Genomic DNA, 21,483 nt, shown 5'->3' on the forward strand with positions numbered 1-21,483 from the left:
TCGTATGAGAAATCTTAATCGAGTGAAATTTATAGGTAGTGTAACATATTGGAATAAGAAAAGGAAAGAAAAGGGTTACGATCCTTTTGCTTTAACCAGTAAGACTTATTGCGGTTTCAATGATCCTGCTCCATTATTCAAAAAGCTTCTTTCATTCTATCGTGGAAGTCATAGCAGAAATAACATTAACAAAATCTCTTTCAAATTAAATTCCTTTCTAATTACTTGCCCATATTGTGGTGAGAGATTTGAAGTTGAAGATAGCAGAGTCATACGTTGTCCTAAATGTGGAAATGTAATCAAAAAGGTGGACTTTAAAACTTGGAATAACAATCTTGATCTTTTCCTTAAAGGAGAAATTACTTTAAAACAACTCTTAGACTCTCCAGTAGTAATGAAAGATTTTCCACAAGAGATTCAACAGTACTATTTAACACCAGACTTTCCAGATGAAGAACTTAATTTCAGAGTTTCTAAATACGGTTTTGATAAAGTTTACAAGTACTTTTCTCCAAACCAGTTACTTACAATAATTAAATTGACAGAGCGCATAAGGAGAAGTAAGCTAGAGGAAAGAATAACCTTATCTCTTGCTTTAATAGATTTCCTAACCTTTAACACTATATTTTCTAAATTTCAAGGTAACAGTGTTTTAGGCATTTTTAATGAAGGTGAGCCAAAAGTAGTGTGGAAATGGGCTGAACTAGACGCGGATGCAATTTATTACTTTGTGAGAAAGATAAGGAAGAGGGAAGAATGCAACTCTGACAGACTAGTATCTTATCCCTTCACTTTAGATTTAGATCTTTATGAGAAAATGGTTAATTTCTACTTTCCATTTTTGAAGAGAGCTTTAAGTGACGTTGACTCTTTCTATTTAATTCCAAATCTCTTCAAAGAAGAATTCTTTGAATGCTTAGATTCTGACTGTAATTCATATGTAGAGAAGAAATCTTATCAAGTAGAGAAAGATATTGAAAAGATAATTAACAAACCCGGAATACTCTATCTTAGAACTTTTGAAGATGTCGAAATAGCAGTGGCTCACTTTCATGTAAAAAGAGTAAGCAAAGTAGGAAGTTTTTATGCTACTGAAATTGAAGCCAGAGATAATAATAAGTTTCTTATTCCAACTCAAATAATTTGTGAAAGTGAAATAAAAGGAGATGATGTAAGTTTTCTTCTAAACGCACTATCCTCATGTGCAGATAGATTTACGTCTGCAAGGATTATTGGAATTAAAGGTGAGAAAGAATTGTTAAGAAAAATATATAACGAAACGTTTAAGCTAATTGACAAGTATGTTGGAACAATATCACTTTCAAACAAAGTTGAGAAAGTCTACGTTATTGGAAGAAAATATGGGAAATCAAAAGAGTTCTTCAAACTCCTTTATAGGATAACTGGAGGTGTAATAGTTAAATATGATAATAAATCACCAATAGCTTACGCTTTAAAGTATTTGCAAGGTGAGATAGAGGAGGAGGAATTAGATTATGAAAGTAAGCAAATAGCCCTATTACTTAAAGGCACTGATAACCAAACCTCTTCACAAATTCGCAAACTGTCCTAGAAGCTTCTGTGTGCACTGGAATCACGTATTTTGGCTTTATCGTATCCAGTATATCCCTTAATTCATAAGGATAATAATGACCAGAAATCCTTAGCCTATAAACTATAAAACCTAAAGTCTTAAACCATACATCCTCAACACTTTCATCCTCTCCACTTTCGCTTTTAGTTTCAGTTGACAATGATATTACGACAGTTCCCTCAAGGTTCTTAAGTTTTCTAGCTAATTCTATTGGCTCATCTTTCGCTGTTAAAATCACATATTCGGATTGAGATTTAGTTAGTTCTTCTTCATCAACTACCTCAAAGACTTGTTCAAAGTTTTCATCAAGTAATTGGTAAATTTCCTTATTCCATCCAAATCTTCTTGTCCAATAATCAATCATCTTTAGTAATCTTCTATTTGTAATTACTGGTTTCCTACCATAGTAATTAACATAATGCAAAATTGTAAATATTGCCTCAACATCTAGAGGGTCTAACAAAACCATGATAAGGGAGTTTTTATGTATGTTAAAAATCTCAAAAACAATGTTATTGAAAGTATATTCGTTAGTGGGAGTTGAAGGTGATGAAAAGTTAGTTCCTTCAATTATTAAAACGTCTGTGGAATAACCTTTTGCAGTTATTTCCTTTAAAAGTAACTTATTGTGAATCTTTGAATGTAATTCCGAATCAATACTATCAATTGGAGAGGTAAGCCTAAAGTCTCCAGTGTAAAGTATTCTCACGTTTGGATTGTTCAAATAGTAAGCAACTGCTGGATAAGCACTATGTTCTACGTAAAAAGGAATTACATTATCTTGATTTGAAATTGCATTATTAATATTTATAGCGACAGAAGGTGGTACGTAAGTTGTCCAGCCTGGGGAGTTCTTATAAGGTTCAAGAAATTTTTCCAATATCTCAGTATCTGGCACATAAACTTCAGCATCTGGGGGTAGATGAAATAAAAGACCCAAATGGTCCAAATGATAATGGGATATGAAGATCTTTTTGTATTCATCTGATGGCGGAATTATTCCTAATTCCTTCATTTCTTGAGGACTAAGTGGTTGTATCCTTGTATTGTAAAACTTGCGAAATCTTGAGAACCGTATCCCTTGATCAAAGACTATCTCAGAATCCTTATCCTTTATTACAATACAATTTCCTCCTATTTCATTATAACCTTGAAGTATTTTTATCTCAACTCCGTTTACAGTCTTAGTTACAGTCATACTCTCACCAGAGAACCATTAACATAAGAGCAAGCTCCCTTGCTGTTTAATAATTCTGCGGGGGGTACAATTTTAAGATAATCAACACTTCCTTTTCCTTCAATTCTTAACTGGTTATCCACAATACTTACCTTGTAACCTAATTTTTCAAGTGAAGAAATTACTTGATTTCTGTCAACAGAGTTAATTCCTTTAACTCCAATTATTCCACCTATAGGCCCTTCAAGTTCAATCTTGTAATCGTCAACTGTTTGTGGTAACCAATTATCTTTTCCTCTTTTCTTTCTATAATTTATGTAAGGATAAGAAAGAGATCTTAATTTTTCAAATAAGTCTGCCCTAACTTTACTTTCATAACTTTCTTTATTTACTATTTCAATATTACATTCAGTACTTGTTCCTTTAATTACCTTTGGAAGAATTTCTCCTAAAACTTGCGATACTGAGATAATTTTACCGTCATTTTTAATAAACAAAGGAATACTCAATACAGTTTCATTCCCTAATTTTACATCAGCAATAAGCACGTATAGTGAATAATCAATTGCATCAGATATTATAAATTGGACTTTTTTACTACCATATGTGAGATTTCTTATACTCCTAAGTATATTTCCTATTAAACCAGCGTCAACTTCTTGTGGTGGTAATTTTTCCCCTTGAATTATAATTTTCCCGTTACTCTCTGATACTTTTCCTCCATATGCTTCTACGATAGAGGATAATAAGTTTGTTAAAGAATTTGACATATCTTGTCTATTCTCAAATCCGGCAAGACTTCTTATGTAGTTTTTTATATCAAGTTCCATATTCTTAGAAACTTTAAGACCGTAAGTATTAATTGCCTTTTTGAATTTAGATACTCTATCAATTATGCTTCTAACTACTTCATCTAAAGGTGTTCCTTCACCTCCCGCTTGTTTCAATGCAGAAAAGAATATATCTTGAGAAGTCACTTTTTCATTCTTATCTTGATCATAATAACCAACATTTAACATAACATCTTCATTTTCGGACGAGAGATCGTAAACAATCTTTTTCTCTGTGTTACTTATTATAACTGAATCAGTAGTATTTACATCTGATTGAGTAGAATAAGCTATACTGAGAAGCTTTGAAAAATACTTTTCAACTAAATTCTCTTCTAATGGAGTTTTCAAAGCTATGTAATAAATGTAAACCGGTTTCCTTTGCTTTAACCTATAAACTCTTCCATTCCTTTGCTCAAACTTTACAATACTTAAAGGCAATTCATAATGAATTAACACATTTGCATCTTGTAAATTAAGTCCTTCAGAAGCAACATCAGTTGATATAAGTACTTTTCCCTCTTTTCTTAACCATTCCTTAATGTTCTCTATCCCAACTGTATTTATGTTTTCACTGTGTAAGACTCTAATATCCTTATCCTCCTTAAGGCTTAATTCATTTTTAAGCTTTTCAAAAATATATTCGGCAGTATCTTTATAATCAGTAAAAATGATCACTTTATCTCCTTTCTCTAAATGTTCTTTCACTAGAGATATCACAGCCTTAACTCTACTATCATTATTAATAACAAGTTTAGCCAATTCAGCTAATTCCTTCAACTTTTCCTTGTATTTACTTAAAAGATCGGAATTTTTACTAACGAAATTATTTATCAAATCGTCAACGTCTTTATTTTCGCTTACAGTCTCTTCATCAGCATAATCTTCGAGTTCATCTTCTTCCTCATCCTTTTCATTCAAAACGGGCGATCTTTTTTCTATTATATGATCTAAAGTAATTAAACCAGCTTTAGGACTAGATAAAGCTCTTCTACCTATTAAGAACCCTAATAATTGGATTCCCCTAGCTTCCTTATTCTGCTTTGCAGCAGCTTCTTTAACAATACTTAAACCTAAATCAACCAGTAACTTGTAGTATTTTTTCTCGTCATCTGAAATATCTTGAATGAACATTGAAAAGTAAGCCTTTGGAAATATTGGTGAATTCTCATAAATTTCATTTACTGATTTCTTAGTACGTCTAAGGATTGTGGATTTTACAGTATCTCTAACAAGATCTTCCTTTTCTCTAAAATATGGATCTATAAGGGTGAGCCTTTCTAAATAATCTTTACTATCCCCTTTATGAGGGGTAGCAGACATTCCAATAAGATGTAAGTTTGGTTTAGATGCAAGTTTCATTACTGCCTCAAATCTTTGAGTTCTCTTATTTCCCTGCATTCCTATTTTATGAATCTCATCAATTATAACTAAATCCCAATTAACATTCAAGAACTTATCCAAGTGTTCCTTTTTCTTAAATGTGTCAACACTAACAACGTATATTCCATCTTTATCAAGATCAAGAATAGTAGTATCTTTATTCCTATACTTATATGTCCAGATCGGTAACTTCCACTCAGCCTTAAATTTATTTAAATTTTCTTCAACCCACTGAAAAATAATGTTCCTTGGTAAAATAACGAGAATCTTTTTCGCATTTCTCTTTTTAATTAATTGATCCATTATCATCATTGCTTCAATAGTCTTTCCTAAACCAACGTCATCAGCTATTAGAAATCTTATAGGATGCCTAATTAAAAGCCTATAAAAAATTTCAGCTTGATGAATATATGGTTCAAAAGTGTAGTTTGTTAAATAAGTATAACGAAATAGTGGGTGATATTCTTTCAGCAAGTCCAAAACAAACGCAGAAAAATCAATAGCCTTTGACATATAGGTCCCTTAATGCTCTCCCAACTCTATATGTAGAAACCATACTATTAGTTTTCATATAGCGTGAAGTAAATTCACTATACCAAAAGTGAAGAGTAAAATTATCAAATGAAGATACAACGTTTACTAACACAGTGTATAACACTTTTTTCCTAACATTTTGCAAACTACCAACATAAACAACCATCATCTTGAATAGCGTTTCATCGTCAGTATAAACGCTCTTTTTAGTTACCTTATGAGGGAAATTCACTTTTTCTAGGAACAACTTAAGGTCTGAAAGGCCTAATCTTGCTGAAAATACTTTAACATAACTTGATCCAGTTTGACTATAAAAATGTAATTTTGGCTTCTTTTCACTAATAGTTTCTCTAACATAAAATTGACTCATTCATTAATCACCCTTATGCTTACCTTAGCTTTCCCTTTACTTACTAATTGACGAATTATTTCTTTCTCATTAGAATCTAAAATTTTATCTGTAATTATGCTAACTTCTAAGTTCCCATTAATTTTCGCATTAGTTCTACCAATTATTGTTATTTCATTATGCACTAGTTTGCTTAATGTATCCATGTCTATATCTTTAATACTAATAGTTACTGCAACATTCTTTCCATCCAATGTTATATTTCCATTTATCTTCTTCTCACCAATAATATTTCTTAATCCCCTTGTAAGATCATCAACATCTTGCTCAGAAGTGATCAAGTAATTAATTTTCTCAATCTTTCCTTTATTCGGGATATCTCCAGGAGGAACTTCAATTATGTCTGGTGTAATCTTTACTAGGACTGGGATTGTTTTTGTCTTCTCTTTTCCATTGTATCTTACTATACACGTTAGCTCATCATTATCATTAACTGTATAACTAAATTGAATTTGAGAATCAAGTTTTAAATCTGATTTATAGTACAATATGTTTCCATTTTTATTAATAATGGTTAATTCCACGTTACCTTCAAAAGACCCTATTTTCTTTAACGAGATATTGATTGTTACAGTCTTTCCTTTATATTCAGAAATTGATAAAGGATAAATTTCAATATCAACGCCTCTTTCTACTTTTTCTTCTCTTAGCTCTAATGTAGCCGTTTGATATTTATAAAACCAGTCTGGTTGAGTTATTAAGTTGTCAAGATTTAAATCTTCTTTGTCCAGCTTAAGCACGTAGTATTTTTTGATTACCGTATCTCCTTCTTCCGTATAGGTTGTTCTTTTTATAAGCTCCTCAATCTGTAATTTAGCGGCTTCTAAAGGTGGTAAAATTATTGAATCATCTTTTATTATTCCCACTGAGAAATCTTGGTTAGGTAATTTCTTAAAGTAAACTTCTTTTCCATTCCAAATTCCAATCTTTAAGTTCTCTAAACCTTCTAATAATGCCTCTTTCAAAGCATCTTTGCTTATCCATGGTAATTTAGGATTAGAATAAAACTTTTCCATAATATCACTGAATTTCCACCTCTGAGATGTTATGTCAACAGATACCTCGTTAAGGTAGTATGTCAATAAATCAAAGTTCAGATCACTTTTGTCTAATAGTTTATTTGCGCTCTTAAGTGTTTCTTCAGCTCGTTCTAATATGGTTTTGTCTTCTCTAGCAAGAGGTTCTATTCTTATTTGATTTACATCTACTGGGAATGCTAAATTACTAAAGTAAGAAATAAGATTTACATTTATGTGCTTTTCCAATTCGTTTATATAATTCTTCATTAAGCTACTAGCCACTTTCCTCATAATTTCATCACTATAGTAATTGTTTACATCTACTTTTCTACAACCCAAATACTCCTTAATTCTGCTCGTTAGTTCACTTCTTATATTAGAGTCCGTTGAGTAAACTAAGGCTATTGTATTAGCATAATTTCTTGGTGTCTTTAGTTCTTTCTTAAAAATAAACATTTTCAGTTTATCTTCAAGATCATCTTTTGATATAGGATCTCTAATAATTACAGCTTCATACTTTGGTTCATCATCACTAATTAAATTATCAATAGATGGAACAATTCTAAGTGAGGAATTACTCAATACTATATAATTTCCTCTCCTGTTATAGGACAAATCACTTATGAATTTCTCAAAATTAGTTAGAACTTCAATATCACTAATGTTTCTTGCTTCACTTATACATAAAGTCCTTGGATCAGTTAGGAATGTAAACCAATACTTACCCTCATAAGAAACCAAGTAAGGAATCATTGAAACCCCTTGAGTTATCTCATTCAATTGCTTAACTACATCACTAGGGGTAAAGTTTAGTTTTAAGAGATAAGATAGGTCAAAAACACTTGTGACAATCTCTTTATTATCCGGTAAGTTAGCTTTGTACGGATCTGGCTTTAGACCTAACCTAAAAACAAATGTGGAAAGGAATATATAGTTAGCTATTAAGTAGTTGATTTCTAAACCCTTTGTCTTGTTCTTTATTTCTGTTACAACATTTTTGAATTCTTCATACTTTCTTAACAGTAGATTTTCTATTTCAGAATCCTTTATGTCAATATCTGAAGGTAAAACAAGATCTCTTGTTGGTTTTTGGTTGTATAACTGTCTCACAGTTATTCTAGTTATTCTTAATGCGTCTCTGGTTTTTTCTAGTCCGTTATGTAATTCTAAGAGTCTTTGCAGTACTTTTATATATAAGGGGTGGAATGGGTAAGTTTTATCCAGTTCGTCAATGATAGAAACGTCAACAAGATCTTTGAAATCTTGTGCCTTCTTCTTATACTCTTGTAATAGATTTAGTGGTATTTTTACGTCTCCAAAGATTCTCTTTTTAAGCATTTGTGCCAAATCAATTTCAGTCGATATTGGTGATTGGGAAGGTTTACCTATTCTTTCAACCCTTTTCCATAAAGCTTCTATTACAGCTTCATCGTAACCAATTTCGCCTTTTATTCCTTGGTTTGTTAAGTTTGCTGGTAGTGTAATAACTAATACCAGGGGTACATTTTGTGTTACTCCGGCTAATGCTTCAAAGAAGAGCAAACATTGATTGTAATAGGTTCCGTAAACAGATTTTGATATCCTTTCTAAATACCAAGCTATCTCGTCAACTAGGATAAGAACTTTCTCGCCCAAGAATAACTTCTCTAGTTCATCCTTAGTGGGTGTTATCATGTCTTCGTCTCTTTTTTTCATCATATCGTATTTTCCTATTTTGTGTGCTATGTAACCCCAAAGTGTTTTTATTCCATTTATTGGATTGTCTGGTGATGGTGCTGTATTAGCATCTTTTCCACCAATTACAATTACCTTAACATCTGAAGGAATATTAAAACCATACTTCTTAGCTATATCTGGTGAATTAAAAGCGTGATACAAAGCAATAAGGGAGTGTGTTTTTCCACCACCGAACAATGAAGTTATTATAATTGTATCTCCCTTGTTTTGACTTAGTGTGCCCGCAACTTCTTCAATTAGTCTTTCCATGGATGGTGAGAAGTATGTTGCTGAGAAGAATTGGTTTGGGTCGTTATAGATTGGGTGTGCTTTGCCTAATGCTACGTCTGAGAGTTCTGGTGCTAGGTTTGCGTCTAGTTTTTTATCCCATACATCATTTCTTATTTGCAAGTCATAAAGTGTCATATAATCACCTCGAGAAGTACAAGTCTAATCCTTGTTTTTCTTCATATCATATAAGTTTTTTGCATGCTTCTTTTTCTATATCTCCATCCGGGAGTACTTTAACAAATATTTTTGCTATTGTTAATGCCTCATCAACATATGGTGATTTACTCCTAACTTCCTCAATCTTTTTCTTAATATTTGTAGGATCTTGAACAGCAAAATACTCTAGGTAATGCAAGGTCTGTATTGGGCTTGAGAATTTTTCCTTCAATATTGCTGTCTCCATGTCTGGCATGTTCTTCCAAGAGTCTATAGCATTCAAAAGATCTTTCCCATAAGGTTCATTCAATGTTAGAGTTTTGTCTTTCTTTTCATCACTTATTATAATTATTCCAGAGTTTTTGAGTTCATTTTCATTTATGTCACCGGTAACATTTAGCATCGTCAATGTAGTGGTGTCTAGTTTTCTTTGTGAGTTTTTCACTGGTGGTAATAGGACTTTCAGAAGTACGTATAGTGAGGAGATTTTTGTTAATGCTTTTGTTGTTGTTATTTCTCCTAATGTTTTGACTATTGCTTCTGATGTTGTTGGGAATATGTATTTTTCTACTAGTTCTTTTACTCCCTCATAACCTTCTCTTATTCCTATCAATTTCTCATACGACGTGAATTTCTCAAGTACTTTTCCAAGGCTTGCAAAATATGTGTCTAAGTCAAGTAGTGGTTTCTTGTTAGCCCCTTTCATTCTAGTCGTTAGGTAGTTCTTTAACCAACTTACAGCATGGTTTAATGCTTCATTTTTAACTTCATTAACTGGTTTTTGTCCTTTAGCCTCTTTCCTCCATACAATAACCATAGATTTATCTAATGATCTAACTGTATTTCTAGCAGTTAATCTTGTTTCATCTTCGGTGGTCACGGTGTGTACTACTGATATTCTCAGTTTTGCTTTTTTCCAACCGGCATAAAGTAGTGCTATCCATGCTTCTGGTGAAGTATGATTGTAAAAGGTGACTATTACACCATCGTCCTTGACAAGATCCTTCATTTTAATGAATGCTTCACCAAGCCTTTCTCTAAAATACTCTATTGTACCTATTCCGTTTCCGAATTCTTTTTTTCTACCTCTATCTACTCCTAAATCCTTATCAGCTAATGATTCAAATTGAGTTATTCTAGATAGGTCAAATACTCTGGTGTACCAAATATAGTAATAATCACTTACCTCAGGGTAAGGAACGTCGTTGAAATATGGAGGATCTGTTATAATAGCATCAACTTTTTCTGTTAAAGAAAGTTTTGTAACATCAGATGTAATTATTTCTATTTTGCTATTCGTGTTACCTAATGCATTTATAAGATACTCTAAACCATCATAAACATGCTCTAAGCTCCTCCTTAAACTACCAATAATATCTGCTAAGGGTGATATTTCAGCCCAATTCCATGTTACTCCAAATCGTGTAAATGCACTTGTTTCTCTTATAAACTTTTCTGTGGAATCTATTGAAGTAAAATAAGAATTATATCTTGTATAATTTAGAAACGCAATAACTAAATAAGTTATTATTGTCTCTGCGTACTCTCTATCAGGAATACTATTTTCTATTTCTTTAATTATTTCTATAATTTTTTCATAAATGAGAAGTTGTCTAGGATTGTAAATTTTGAACCATTTAGTAAAGCCAGATCCAAATATTCCTAAACCAGGTGAGATTTTTTCAGTTGGTAAATCGTTTAATTTTTTCATTTCCTCGAATAATTTCCAAAATCTTTCTTCATCGTCTTCGGTTATTTCGAAGAAGTCTAAATTCTTTCCTTGGCCTTTAAACTTTACTAGTAAGCTTGGTCTTGCTGGTGAGTTTTTCAACTCTTCAAGGCTTATCTCACCGTTCAAAAATCTTTCAAGGTTTTTATTCCATTCTTTTAATGCTTTTTTAACATACCATTCTTCTCCTTTTCCTTTGGGTATTGTGTTTCCACTTTGTAAGCAGCGAGCATAATTGCTTTGAGCTTTAATATTCCGTTCTGGTACTTCATATGTTTTTCCTTCAACGATTATTTTATTTCCCTTGACCGTTGCTTTTATTGAGTTTTTACCTAACTCCTTGTTTAAGTCTCTTGGTATGATTTTTACTTTATTTCCTTCAACCTTATAATCCATGTAAACAAGTCTTTTGAAAGTGCCGGAAGTTGTTTTTTCTTTTCTCTCCTCTTCATCACTCTTTCCTTCTTCTTTATCATCTGATGAGTTTCCTTTCATTTTCATGAGCCAGAACTGGCTTAGCATTGGTGAATAGTAGTTTGTTCCAGGGCATTTGATCTCCCAAGTTCCTATGAACCCGTCATAATCATTGTAAAGTTCTTTTACGTAAGGTTCTATTCTTTTTAGTAACTCGTCACCATACTTTTTAACATCGTTTAGTAATTTGCTTCCGTATTTTTTAGGGTATTCAAGTACCGCTTTTTCGAAGAACGTTGCTATCGGTAACAAATCAGACGAGATTACTTTTCCAACTCCTAATCTTAATGCTTCAAGTGGTATTGAACCAAAACCAGCAAATGGGTCTAGGACTGTCTTTTCTTTGAATTCGTCAAACGGTGTAGGATTTATACTATGGGGTGATTTTACATTATCTAGTAATTTTATCTTTTGTCTAAATTTATTTATATTATAATTTTCTGGTAGTAGTGATGCTGCCACAAATGCTCTTGATGCTATTAATGGTTTTCTTGTTTTCCAATAAATTATCTCCCAATATTTTGGTCGTTTTCTATAACCTTTTTCCTCTTTAGCTCTTTTATCAATTTCTGGGACAATTTCAATAAATTCATCACTTTCAATAAGTCTCCTGCTAGAGGAAAGGTCTGGCACAGTACATTTATTGAACACTAATATAAAAATTTTATAACGAACAAATCAATCTTACAGAGTGATAAAGTTAGGGATATTCAAGTTTAATACATATTCATAGAGTCATTAACCATGTGTAATTATATTTCTTTAACTTAGCCGAAATTTTAATTTTCGTCATGATTTATTTTATTTTTATTAACCTCTGTATGAAGATCTTGTGTCACAAATATTACATTAATGTAATCTATTAATGCATATGTTTAACAATTTCTTTATTATAAAGTATATGGATATATGATAAGGAGAGTGCATTGAACCATTACATTAATCTTTGTTTTAATTTTACGAAGGGTAGAAAACTAATAATTAAAAAGAAATTATCAATATTTTATTTTTGCTCCTCAATACTTATTTCTCGATATCTAAAAAATTACTTGATTATAATAATTTTTCTTGAAATCGGATAAAGAAACTACATGAACAACCATGTTTAAGCCATTATTTTTTCTGGCCTTGTAATACTTAGAATTTAGACTTCATTTCTAAATTGCCTCTAACCTAACTTAATTTATAAAAAATTTTAGCATCTCTAGTTCTTCTTTTGATGTTAAGTAGTATAATCTTATTGATAACGTAAGAACTAAGAAAACTTGATAAAAAATTGAAAAGGTTAATTACTGAGGAGTTCTCTCTTACTAAATGTTTACGGAGTAAATTCCTCTAAAAGAGCAGGAATTTTTAGTTTTATACCTAATTTTCTTCTATGTCCCTATTCTCTTTCTAAGAAATTTTCACGGGCGGTAATAACTTAACTAGATTTTCAAATAATAACTGATTTTTAATAATTACTGTTCTTCTTTTGCATTTGACGTTTCTACATTCTCGGAAAATATAATTATCCCTTTTCATAAACTATTAATATGTATATTGTATTAAAAGGGAAGCTTGGAAATTTCCTTTATTCCCTGAAAGATATGAAGAAGAGGGAAACTCAGTTAATTAAAAAATTCCCCGAGGGAACATTTATTTGGGGTACTAACAGACGGATCTCTTCTTTGGAAAAGGGAGTAAAAGTATTATTTTATCTTACTGGCGAGGGTATTGAAAGTGGTATTGTGTTCTATGGCGAGATATTAAGTGTGGGCGAACTTAAGGAGAAGTACTGGCCAGAAGGTGAATGGAAATATTGGATTGCTATTAAGGTAGAAAAGATGCCTAAGTCAATAATAGAATATGATGATCCTTCAAAGTGGCATTACGTAACTTATGAGGAGTTAAAAAGTTTAGGTTTTAGGCCATTGCCTTGGCCTCAAAAGATTGAAGATGAGTTAGCAAAAAAGATAATCTCGATGCTAGAAAAGAAGTAAAAGATGAAATTCGTGTAAGACCTCTTTGTACTAACAAAGAAATAACCCCGAACTTATGCATTCCTAAATAATTTAGGCATTGAGCCCAATAACTCATATCTAGATTAAATATGTGCTTTAAGGAGAATGCTAAGAAAAATTTTAAGATTTCTTAAACTAGTTGTTCTTAGCATTAAAATTTCTTTCTAGCTAAGATAAATAATCTACTTAAATGGATTTCTTCTAAAAATAGAATATAGACATGCTGTTATATTTATACTCTTTTTCCAGTACTCCTTTACTTCTTCTTGTTATAATTCTATGTGAGTAAAATTTTCTATGCATGTAAACTATGGCTAAGTGGTAATTAAATCTAGTTCAAATAAAAATAATAAAAAGTGAAATATTACTTAGCGAAAAACAAATTACTCCTTTTTACTATAATACATTTAAGAATGAGTGATGAAGTAAGTTTTCATAAGAATGTTATATCCAGTTATAGAGCAGTGTTAAGTCGCCTTGGCATGGATGTAGATATAAAAAAATTTCTTTATAATCTTAGAGGTAGGGGATACGATTCTAAAATATTGTGTAATTTGAAAAGCTTCTCAGAATACCTTGATAAGCTTGATTCTTCAATAATTGACCATGTTAAACATATACTTACTGGAGTTAAAATTACTGATGTAGATGATATTAACTATGTTCAAAATTTTATTAACAATATTTTTCGCTATAAGGAATTGATATCTAAATCAGAAATAATGGAAATATTAGCAGCAGAGTTAAATTACTCGAACATAAGTGTATTTCGTCGTGTAGCACACAATTTAGATGGTTTCATCAGAGAAAATGTATATATTAGCAAGTATATTAAGTCTATTAATCAAAAACTTAAACTAAAGGGAAAAGCCGAAATTAGTTTAAGATGTTTGCAGATAAAGAATATTGATGAAAATAGAAACATAGAAAATTTTTTAGCTGAACGGAAACGTGCGCTAGCTCGGCTTGATGAGCTTACTACTTTATATCTAATGTTAGCTTCTGATTATTATCCTTTAAAAGATGTATTTATGAAAATTGATAAGATTTTAAATTCGATAAAAGAATGTGATTATGAATTATTTAATATAGGTAAATTAGATAATATTTACGATGAAGCAAAAGATAAAATGAGGGAAAGATTCGAAAACATAATAAGGAACCTCAAGCAGTTAAAGGAAAGCTATTGTGAATTAAGTAATAAATTTGATTTAAAAGTAAATTGTAATTTTATTGAAAATAACATTAATGAAATATATAATTTACAAAATGCTTATTCACAGATGAGAAAAAGCCTAGATGAACTATATATATATCTCCTTAAAGTTGAAAAAATAAAATGCCAAATTATTGAATATATAATTAACAACTTTTCTATTAAAAGTATTTCAATTTCAAGTGATGGTAAGAAAAAAGGTTCAGAATTAATCAAATATATCGATATGTTTGGAAAGTTTATAGATAGTTTAATTTATTTGGCAAATAGTGAGATAGTTCTATCCATAAGATCTTTGCAGATAACTACTGCTGATGTATTTTATCATGCCATGAGACAAAAAAGTGAGAAAATTAAAGAAGTAGAGAGGAAATTGAATGAGAATAAGCCAGATGAGGCTATAGCTGTTCTTAACGAAATAATGAAGGAAAGTCCTAATGATGCTTACTACTACTATTATGCTAAAGCATATATTCAAAAAGGAATGTATGAAGAGGCACTTAAAATGTGCGAAAAAGCGTCATCAGCAATCCCTAGATATGAATATTATGAATGCTGGGCCGAAATTGTGAAAAAACAGAATACTAATGGTTAGACTCGCGGAATAATATATATAATATCAGTTGCTTAATAATACTTGTAATGCTTAAAAAGAATAGGATAAGTGTAAAGCAATTAGCTAGTGTAAATTTAGGTTCTTGTACTCATTTTATTGGAGATGAGGACTTGTTAAATAGTTTCAAAGAAAAGCATGATAGAATTGTTCAAGATATAGAAATAGCTATGAAAAACATAGGTTTCAATTGTAACAAAGAAAAAGTCGTAGGAAGTAAATTAGATGACGGAATATTAGTAAGTGGAAGAATAGATCTATATTGTGAGAAAAATAACGATGTAATTATCTTCGAAATGAAATCATCATTTATTGGCAACGCAAAACCAAATGATAAATTGCAATTAGGTATTTACTACGTTCTTTTATCAAAAATTGGAAAAAATGTTGTTGGAGCAATTTTAGTTTACAATAAGGATAATAATGAGCTAGGATATGAATCGTTTAATGTGGGAAAATATAAACTAAGTCTGCCTAAAAAGTACTTTTATTATATTGTAGATCTAAAAGAGGCCAAAATAACGGCTGAAATATCAAATATTGTAAGAGCATTTAAGAATTATAGTAACATTGACTCGTATATTATTGGAAAACATTGTGACTTTTGTAAAAATTTAAACTGTCCTTTTAATTCAAAACTTTCCGCATAAACGGTTCATTTAAATATTCCAATGTTAAGTTGCATTTAGTCATTACTTATATTATCTATATCAACGTTAATTAAGCCCAGATCTTTTAGTATATAAACCGCAGACCATTTACTAGTTTTTAGTTCTTGTGAAAGTGGATTCATATCACAATAGTTATTACCTAATTCTCCTTCAATATAAACGCAATTATAACATCCATCAACACACTGATCTAAGTAATAGGGCCAAATATATTGTGAATAAGTGTAAAGGTCGTTCTTTCCTATGTTTAATTTCTTAGATATATCATAAACAAGTTTATTAGCATATATAAATCTAAATATTGTCCTAGAAGGTTTATAGTGAGTATTAATGTAATTTTTAACTTCATTATCAGCCTGGTTAAGAGCATTATTTCTTTGTATAAATTTTTGTCTGGCATATTCTAGCCTTTGCTTTTCAAGAGTCCAATTATAATTACATCTGTCTAACACAGTATTTGTCTGCTTAAATAAGATATCGTTTATACTCTTTTTAAGTTCATCAATAAAATTAGTGTTATTATATATATTATTTAATAAATTATATGAGTACTTTTCCTTAGAAAATACATTTATCTCCAAATTAAAATTTTCTCCGGAGTCCTCACTTTCGATTTGAAAAGTATTTTCATAGAATATTTTTTTCTTTTGTAATGTAACATCATTCGAAAATTCTACTACTGTAAGATAATTTAGCAGTGAAGGATTTTGTTGATCAGCTGATACTCTAATATTTATAAGTTCTCCGAAATGCTTAATGCCAGTAATTTTAGTAAGTGCTTTCATTAACAAATGGGATATTCCATGTAATCCATACATCAATGCGTAAAAGCCAATAATTTTCTTCAAAGTTAAAACTTGATCATAATTTAAACTAAGTGATTTCGATTCATCGAATACATCAAGTATTAGATCTTCCAATTTGCTATGAGACTTGTTGAATTTGTTATACAAATTTAATGCTTGAGTAAGAGTTAGAGAGTAATATATGAGATAGTAATTGTAAAATTCAAGTGTACTCCTAAATTCAATATTACTGAAAGTGCCATAAGCACTATTTGAGTTTTTAAGAGCACTTAGATATTTATAGATACTATCATTTATGTCTTTACTAAGAAATAGCTTGAATATTGAAGCCCTATGATGATTCCATAGCCAATCTACTAACTCAACTACTTTATTCCAATTGTAATTATTTATAGTCATTTTTAATTTTCCACTTTCAAACACATAGTCCTTTGGCAGTCCAATATTAGCTGAATTGTTGCTAGATGAAACTTGAGGAAATTTAACGGAGTAAGCAACTATAAGAGGTAGCATAAAATATATGTATTTCTCTTTTTCCTTTCTACCATTCTGTATACGATAACCTTGTCCCTTTATTGATATTTGAGCGCCAAGATAATAGATTTGTAAATTTGTGTCATTTAATGAAAAAATTTGTGTTTGAGAACTCGAATTCGCTTCCTTATCTATAATAAATGACCTTAAATGCACTTTTGCATCTCTATATTTGGTAGCGAAAATTCTTATATCTTCAGCTTCTAAGATAAACTGTCCTTTTTTATTTTTTTCATATTTTTCAATTCTTATATTTATTTTATGTTCTTTAGGCAAACTGTCTAAAATATCCTTGCTCAGAACTAAAACGAAATATAACTTGCAATTACCAGTATTAGAACACTTAGTGGCTTTATTCCCATTATTGCCTCTCCACCTACTATAACCTAAAACATAATATATTTTATCCTTGTCATTTAGATCGTTTTCTTTCAATGAAATTCCAGCTAAAAAGAATATTTTAATGCTATTTGACTTAGGTTTCTCTCTTCCATAATCACTATTGTATACAAGTAAAATGGGATATTTATCGTTGTCAGTTATCAATTTTTTAAAAATCTTAATGATATTATCTAAATTTATTTTAGTCGCATATAAACCATTTGGATCAATAGGTAATAATTTATTTATAATTATTTCTTTTATAATTTTTATCACTAATGTAGAAACTTTTTTTGAGTTGTCATTTTTAATACTCAGGGTTCCAAGGTAAGCCATATTGTACTGGTAAAATGGAAAAGAGATATCCATTTCTCTCACTCCTCATGTCTAAATGGTATGTATTTGATCACATCATCTCTTGACTTACGATTTATGTTCCCGCACTTAAGTTTAATTATATTTGACTGTTTTTTTCTACTAGATTTCTTGACACTATTAATATCGTCACATACATATTCTATTGCTTGTATCTCTGCTAATGTAGGATTAGGTATAACGTTTCCAGTAACTAAATCTATTGCTGATGATAGAAGTATTCTATATACTTTCGAACTTTGTTTTAGTTTAGGTAGACGAATGGCATACAATCTCATTAGCTGACTAATAATATCGCTAATATAGTTATCAATATATATAACTGAAGTTGGTGAATTATTCTTTATAATATTCTTCAGATGTATATAAAGTGAGGTCTGATTGTTTCCTGCTACATTTCTTACACATTTTATTACATTATTAATATCAAATCTGATTTTTTCTAAATCAATAATATAAGAAGGAATTTTTGCGCTCAGAAGAATAGAAAGCGAAATTGAACCTGAGCGTGTAGGATAGTTTGTAATTGAATCGATATCGAAAATAAAACTGTTAATAATTTGAGGTGCATTTACTAAATTATTTATATTAATGGAAGAACAAGAAGAATTTGATTGATTTCCATTTAAGAGTAGCTTCAGATAATTTACATTCATGTTTTTTAAAATATTTTCCACATAAAATAACATTGGTTCCACATTATAAATTACGTCATAAACCTCTTGTATACCATTGTAAGTATTAGTATATTTCTGAATAATTTGTTCTATGTGATCTCTAGCTTTTACGAGATTTATGACTTCATCTATTATATTTCTTGATGGATTAGGGGTCTTCTCTGATGTATATAATAAAATAACGTTTGAAAGGAAGTTTTTAATTGCTTGTTGATTTATCTTACGATTGTTAAAATCGATGTATATCAATGCGCAGTATCTTTTAATTGTATTTTCGTCTATATCCTTAGGAATACGTTGCTGATACACGTTAAATAAGTATCTGAAAGCAAATTCTTCATCTATAAAGGAAATATCTATACCAACATTTCTCATAAATAGACTTCCAAAAGCTATTCTCAATGTGCTATTAGTTCTTCCGGCTCTGCCTATTCTCTGTATATAACTTTCGCTTGATGTAGGAGCTCCATACTGATAAACTAACGAAACGCCAGGAATATTAAGTCCTAATTCAAGAGTAGAGGTTGAAAGAATTAATCTCCATTTATCACTATTATTTCTTATTATGTTTTCTATTTTATTCCTTGTTTGAGGATCTAATTTTGCATTATGAAGCAATACGTAATATATGCTATTTGAATTTATAACATTGTTTGCAAATACTAACACATCTTTAACAATGTTTAACGCATTAGAACTATTATTGTTAAAAGCTATAATATATTTGTTTATTTCTGATAAGGGATAAAATAACTGTATATGAGAATACTGAGCGAGATACGTATCTTGAAGTAGAGAATAACCGTTCGGTATTTGATTTAATAGATCTTTAATTATTTCAGAACCAATTCTTTTTTGCCATGAAGTTATTAGTGGACTTACAAGCAATTTATCTGCATGAAAATGTTCCTTACGAATACCATTTTCTACGAATCTTCTAAAGATTTCTCCTTGAGTCGGAATATTATCTATAAACGTAATATTGTGAAGGTAAAAGTTATTTAGATTGTATGCATTTTTGACTCCTAAGCTAAGTCCCTCAATCCATATAAGCGTAGTAGCCAAAGCCTCTATTAATGGAGTTTGTGAGCCCCCTCCTGGAGCTGGGAAATTTACTGTTGTTATTATAAGTCTTTTCTTTGAATTCTTGTCTACAAAATTGTAGTAATCTTCATATATAACACCAATATTTGCAATAGTATAGTATAGATCTTGAATCCATCTAAGCAACGGAGTTAGATCAGGTTGTGCTCGTTTGGATAAACCCGAAACGTTTATTCCACCTACGTATGATAAAGAAACGTTATTAGGAACTAAAACTCTATCACCTATTGTTGCACTAGACAAAATTATATCAATTTTCCTATAGTTAATAAATTTCTTTAAATCTTCATATAGGTTCTGGTAATTGTTCCCGTATTTATTCCAAAATGATAATAATAACAACCTAGCCAAAAGGAAATGTAAATTGTTTATTTTCGAAATATCAGTAAGAAATACATGTGCTTCATCAATAACAATTAGTTTAAGATTATCTAGTAAAGTGTTAATCCAATTTGGATTTTTGCTTAAATGATAAGAAAGCATTGAATGGTTTGTTATAATGATACATGGAGTGTTAATGGGATCGGAGCGAATTTCACTAACCCAATCTAAAATTTCGAGCCTATTCTTAGAAATTAATTCTACATCTTTATTTTGTGTATATCGTAATTCTCCTCCATTTATTTTTATACCACCTCGAAAAGGGCTATCCCCATTTACTTCATTTTTACTAAGAGGACTATCCCCATCCATTATCTTTACGCAAATTTTCTTTCCGCTAGATAACTGTGAATTTACCCAGTATATCAAGTTTAACATATCCTCTAATTGTTGTCTAGCTAGCGCCTTAGTTGGATAAATTATAACTCCAACTCCTCCTTCTTTAAGTAACTTCAATATAATATAGCTCATGAAAATCAAGGTTTTACCAGCACCCGTAGGAGCTGAAATTAAGGCAATCTTTGGTTTATCAATATTTTGTAAGAGATCCATTATCATTTTTTCTTGGTAAGGATTAAGTGCTGTTATCTGGTTCTTACGAAGAGATTCACAAAATATCTCCTTAAGGTCACTAAACTTCTGTTCTAAATGCTTGCATAACTCCTCCATGTATTTCATATCTCTGTCCAAGAAGTAGTCTTCAATGAAAGGCAAAATATAGGATTCTAAAACTTTATATGGCATTTCTTGTGTCATTGTCTTTTTAGAGTAAGGTAAGGATGTTTCATAACGTGTAAGTCTAATCAATTCACCAAAGGCAGATTTATAGCATAAGCTGTTATTGTTTTTAATTTCTTCTTCAAGAAATTTTCGAATTTCATTATAGTCATCTCTTCCTTTTAATTCATTCATATAGGTATAGAGATATGCACGTAGGTCTCCTTCTTTCTCTTCATTATGAACGGAACTATTATTAATTGCTTTCTTAACACTGTTCATATCCGTAGGATCGCATGGAAGATCAATCAAAAGTCTGCTTCTAATTAACTTGTTAAAGAATGATCTAAAATCGTTAGATGTAAAACGATAATTGATATTCATTCTCTTAAGGGTGCTTAATACTAAATATAAGATGTCAATAATCGTAAGTTTTCTATCCACATTATAATTAACACTAGACTTGGAAGCTGAAACATAAAATCCTTTATTATATACACAAGGTGTACCTAATCTCATTAAACAAATTTCGTGCTTCAAAATTTCATGATAAATTTCAATAAAGGTATCAATGTTACTACTTTTAGGATCAGGACTCAAAGAATCAAGCGTAAAATTCTGACTCATATTATTTTTACTTTCGGATATGTGTATTATATTTTTTTCTCTATGTAATTTAAATAGTATTTTTCA

At 30.4% G+C, this 21,483-nt stretch carries 11 protein-coding genes; 4 read left to right on the forward strand and 7 right to left on the reverse strand.

Features of this window, described 5'->3' with window-relative positions; genetic code table 11:
* Positions 1-22: 22 nt before the first annotated feature.
* The gene (locus ACAM25_RS04590; RefSeq protein WP_369611162.1) at positions 23-1,573 is read left to right on the forward strand and encodes a hypothetical protein; all 1,551 of its coding nucleotides are present in this window, start codon (positions 23-25) and stop codon (positions 1,571-1,573) included.
* Here ACAM25_RS04590 and ACAM25_RS04595 read toward each other — a convergent pair.
* From ACAM25_RS04595 to ACAM25_RS04615, 5 genes are read right to left on the reverse strand one after another with little or no spacing between them, the layout of a single operon-like run.
* Positions 1,524-2,792, reverse strand: coding sequence for an MBL fold metallo-hydrolase (locus tag ACAM25_RS04595; protein WP_369611163.1), 1,269 nt, complete (start codon positions 2,790-2,792; stop codon positions 1,524-1,526). The two genes, ACAM25_RS04590 and ACAM25_RS04595, sit on opposite strands and share 50 nt — an antisense overlap.
* The gene (locus tag ACAM25_RS04600) at positions 2,789-5,497 is read right to left on the reverse strand and encodes a DEAD/DEAH box helicase (RefSeq protein ID WP_369611164.1); all 2,709 of its coding nucleotides are present in this window, start codon (positions 5,495-5,497) and stop codon (positions 2,789-2,791) included. Before ACAM25_RS04600 ends, ACAM25_RS04595 begins: the two co-directional genes overlap by 4 nt.
* Positions 5,481-5,888 carry a hypothetical protein gene (locus ACAM25_RS04605; RefSeq protein ID WP_369611165.1) on the reverse strand — a complete coding sequence of 136 codons (408 nt, stop codon included), beginning with the start codon at positions 5,886-5,888 and terminating at the stop codon, positions 5,481-5,483. Before ACAM25_RS04605 ends, ACAM25_RS04600 begins: the two co-directional genes overlap by 17 nt.
* Positions 5,885-9,088: a DUF499 domain-containing protein gene (locus tag ACAM25_RS04610; protein WP_369611166.1), complete on the reverse strand. Its 3,204-nt coding sequence runs from the start codon at positions 9,086-9,088 to the stop codon at positions 5,885-5,887. Before ACAM25_RS04610 ends, ACAM25_RS04605 begins: the two co-directional genes overlap by 4 nt.
* Positions 9,089-9,134: 46 nt before the next feature.
* Entirely contained in the window at positions 9,135-11,945 is a 2,811-nt protein-coding gene (locus tag ACAM25_RS04615; protein WP_369611167.1) for a DUF1156 domain-containing protein, read from the reverse strand.
* Between the two features lie 902 nt (positions 11,946-12,847).
* Here ACAM25_RS04615 and ACAM25_RS04620 point away from each other — a divergent pair.
* The 3 genes from ACAM25_RS04620 to ACAM25_RS04630 all read left to right on the forward strand — a co-directional run bounded on the left by ACAM25_RS04620 (position 12,848) and on the right by ACAM25_RS04630 (position 15,794).
* Positions 12,848-13,294, forward strand: coding sequence for a hypothetical protein (locus ACAM25_RS04620; protein WP_369611168.1), 447 nt, complete (start codon positions 12,848-12,850; stop codon positions 13,292-13,294).
* A 434-nt stretch (positions 13,295-13,728) separates the two neighbouring features.
* On the forward strand, positions 13,729-15,126 hold the full coding sequence (locus ACAM25_RS04625; RefSeq protein ID WP_369611169.1) for a tetratricopeptide repeat protein: 1,398 nt from the start codon (positions 13,729-13,731) through the stop codon (positions 15,124-15,126).
* A 47-nt stretch (positions 15,127-15,173) separates the two neighbouring features.
* Positions 15,174-15,794, forward strand: a complete 621-nt coding sequence (locus ACAM25_RS04630) for a hypothetical protein (protein ID WP_369611170.1) — start codon at positions 15,174-15,176, stop codon at positions 15,792-15,794.
* Between the two features lie 35 nt (positions 15,795-15,829).
* Here ACAM25_RS04630 and ACAM25_RS04635 read toward each other — a convergent pair whose 3' ends face one another.
* On the reverse strand, positions 15,830-17,905 hold the full coding sequence (locus tag ACAM25_RS04635) for a hypothetical protein (RefSeq protein WP_369611171.1): 2,076 nt from the start codon (positions 17,903-17,905) through the stop codon (positions 15,830-15,832).
* Positions 17,906-17,910: 5 nt separating this feature from the next.
* The gene (locus ACAM25_RS04640; protein ID WP_369611172.1) at positions 17,911-21,417 is read right to left on the reverse strand and encodes a DEAD/DEAH box helicase; all 3,507 of its coding nucleotides are present in this window, start codon (positions 21,415-21,417) and stop codon (positions 17,911-17,913) included.
* Positions 21,418-21,483: the final 66 nt, after the last annotated feature.

Source organism: Sulfurisphaera javensis (genome assembly GCF_041154675.1).
GTDB lineage: Archaea > Thermoproteota > Thermoprotei_A > Sulfolobales > Sulfolobaceae > Sulfurisphaera > Sulfurisphaera javensis.

Coding starts and splice junctions, on each gene's coding strand:
- ACAM25_RS04640 (WP_369611172.1), bottom strand. CDS start 21,417: ATGAGTCAGAATTTTACGCTTGATTCTTTGAGTCCTGATCCTAAAAGT.
- ACAM25_RS04605 (WP_369611165.1), bottom strand. CDS start 5,888: ATGAGTCAATTTTATGTTAGAGAAACTATTAGTGAAAAGAAGCCAAAA.
- ACAM25_RS04610 (WP_369611166.1), bottom strand. CDS start 9,088: ATGACACTTTATGACTTGCAAATAAGAAATGATGTATGGGATAAAAAA.
- ACAM25_RS04630 (WP_369611170.1), top strand. CDS start 15,174: ATGCTTAAAAAGAATAGGATAAGTGTAAAGCAATTAGCTAGTGTAAAT.
- ACAM25_RS04600 (WP_369611164.1), bottom strand. CDS start 5,497: ATGTCAAAGGCTATTGATTTTTCTGCGTTTGTTTTGGACTTGCTGAAA.
- ACAM25_RS04635 (WP_369611171.1), bottom strand. CDS start 17,905: ATGGATATCTCTTTTCCATTTTACCAGTACAATATGGCTTACCTTGGA.
- ACAM25_RS04620 (WP_369611168.1), top strand. CDS start 12,848: ATGTATATTGTATTAAAAGGGAAGCTTGGAAATTTCCTTTATTCCCTG.
- ACAM25_RS04595 (WP_369611163.1), bottom strand. CDS start 2,792: ATGACTGTAACTAAGACTGTAAACGGAGTTGAGATAAAAATACTTCAA.
- ACAM25_RS04625 (WP_369611169.1), top strand. CDS start 13,729: ATGAGTGATGAAGTAAGTTTTCATAAGAATGTTATATCCAGTTATAGA.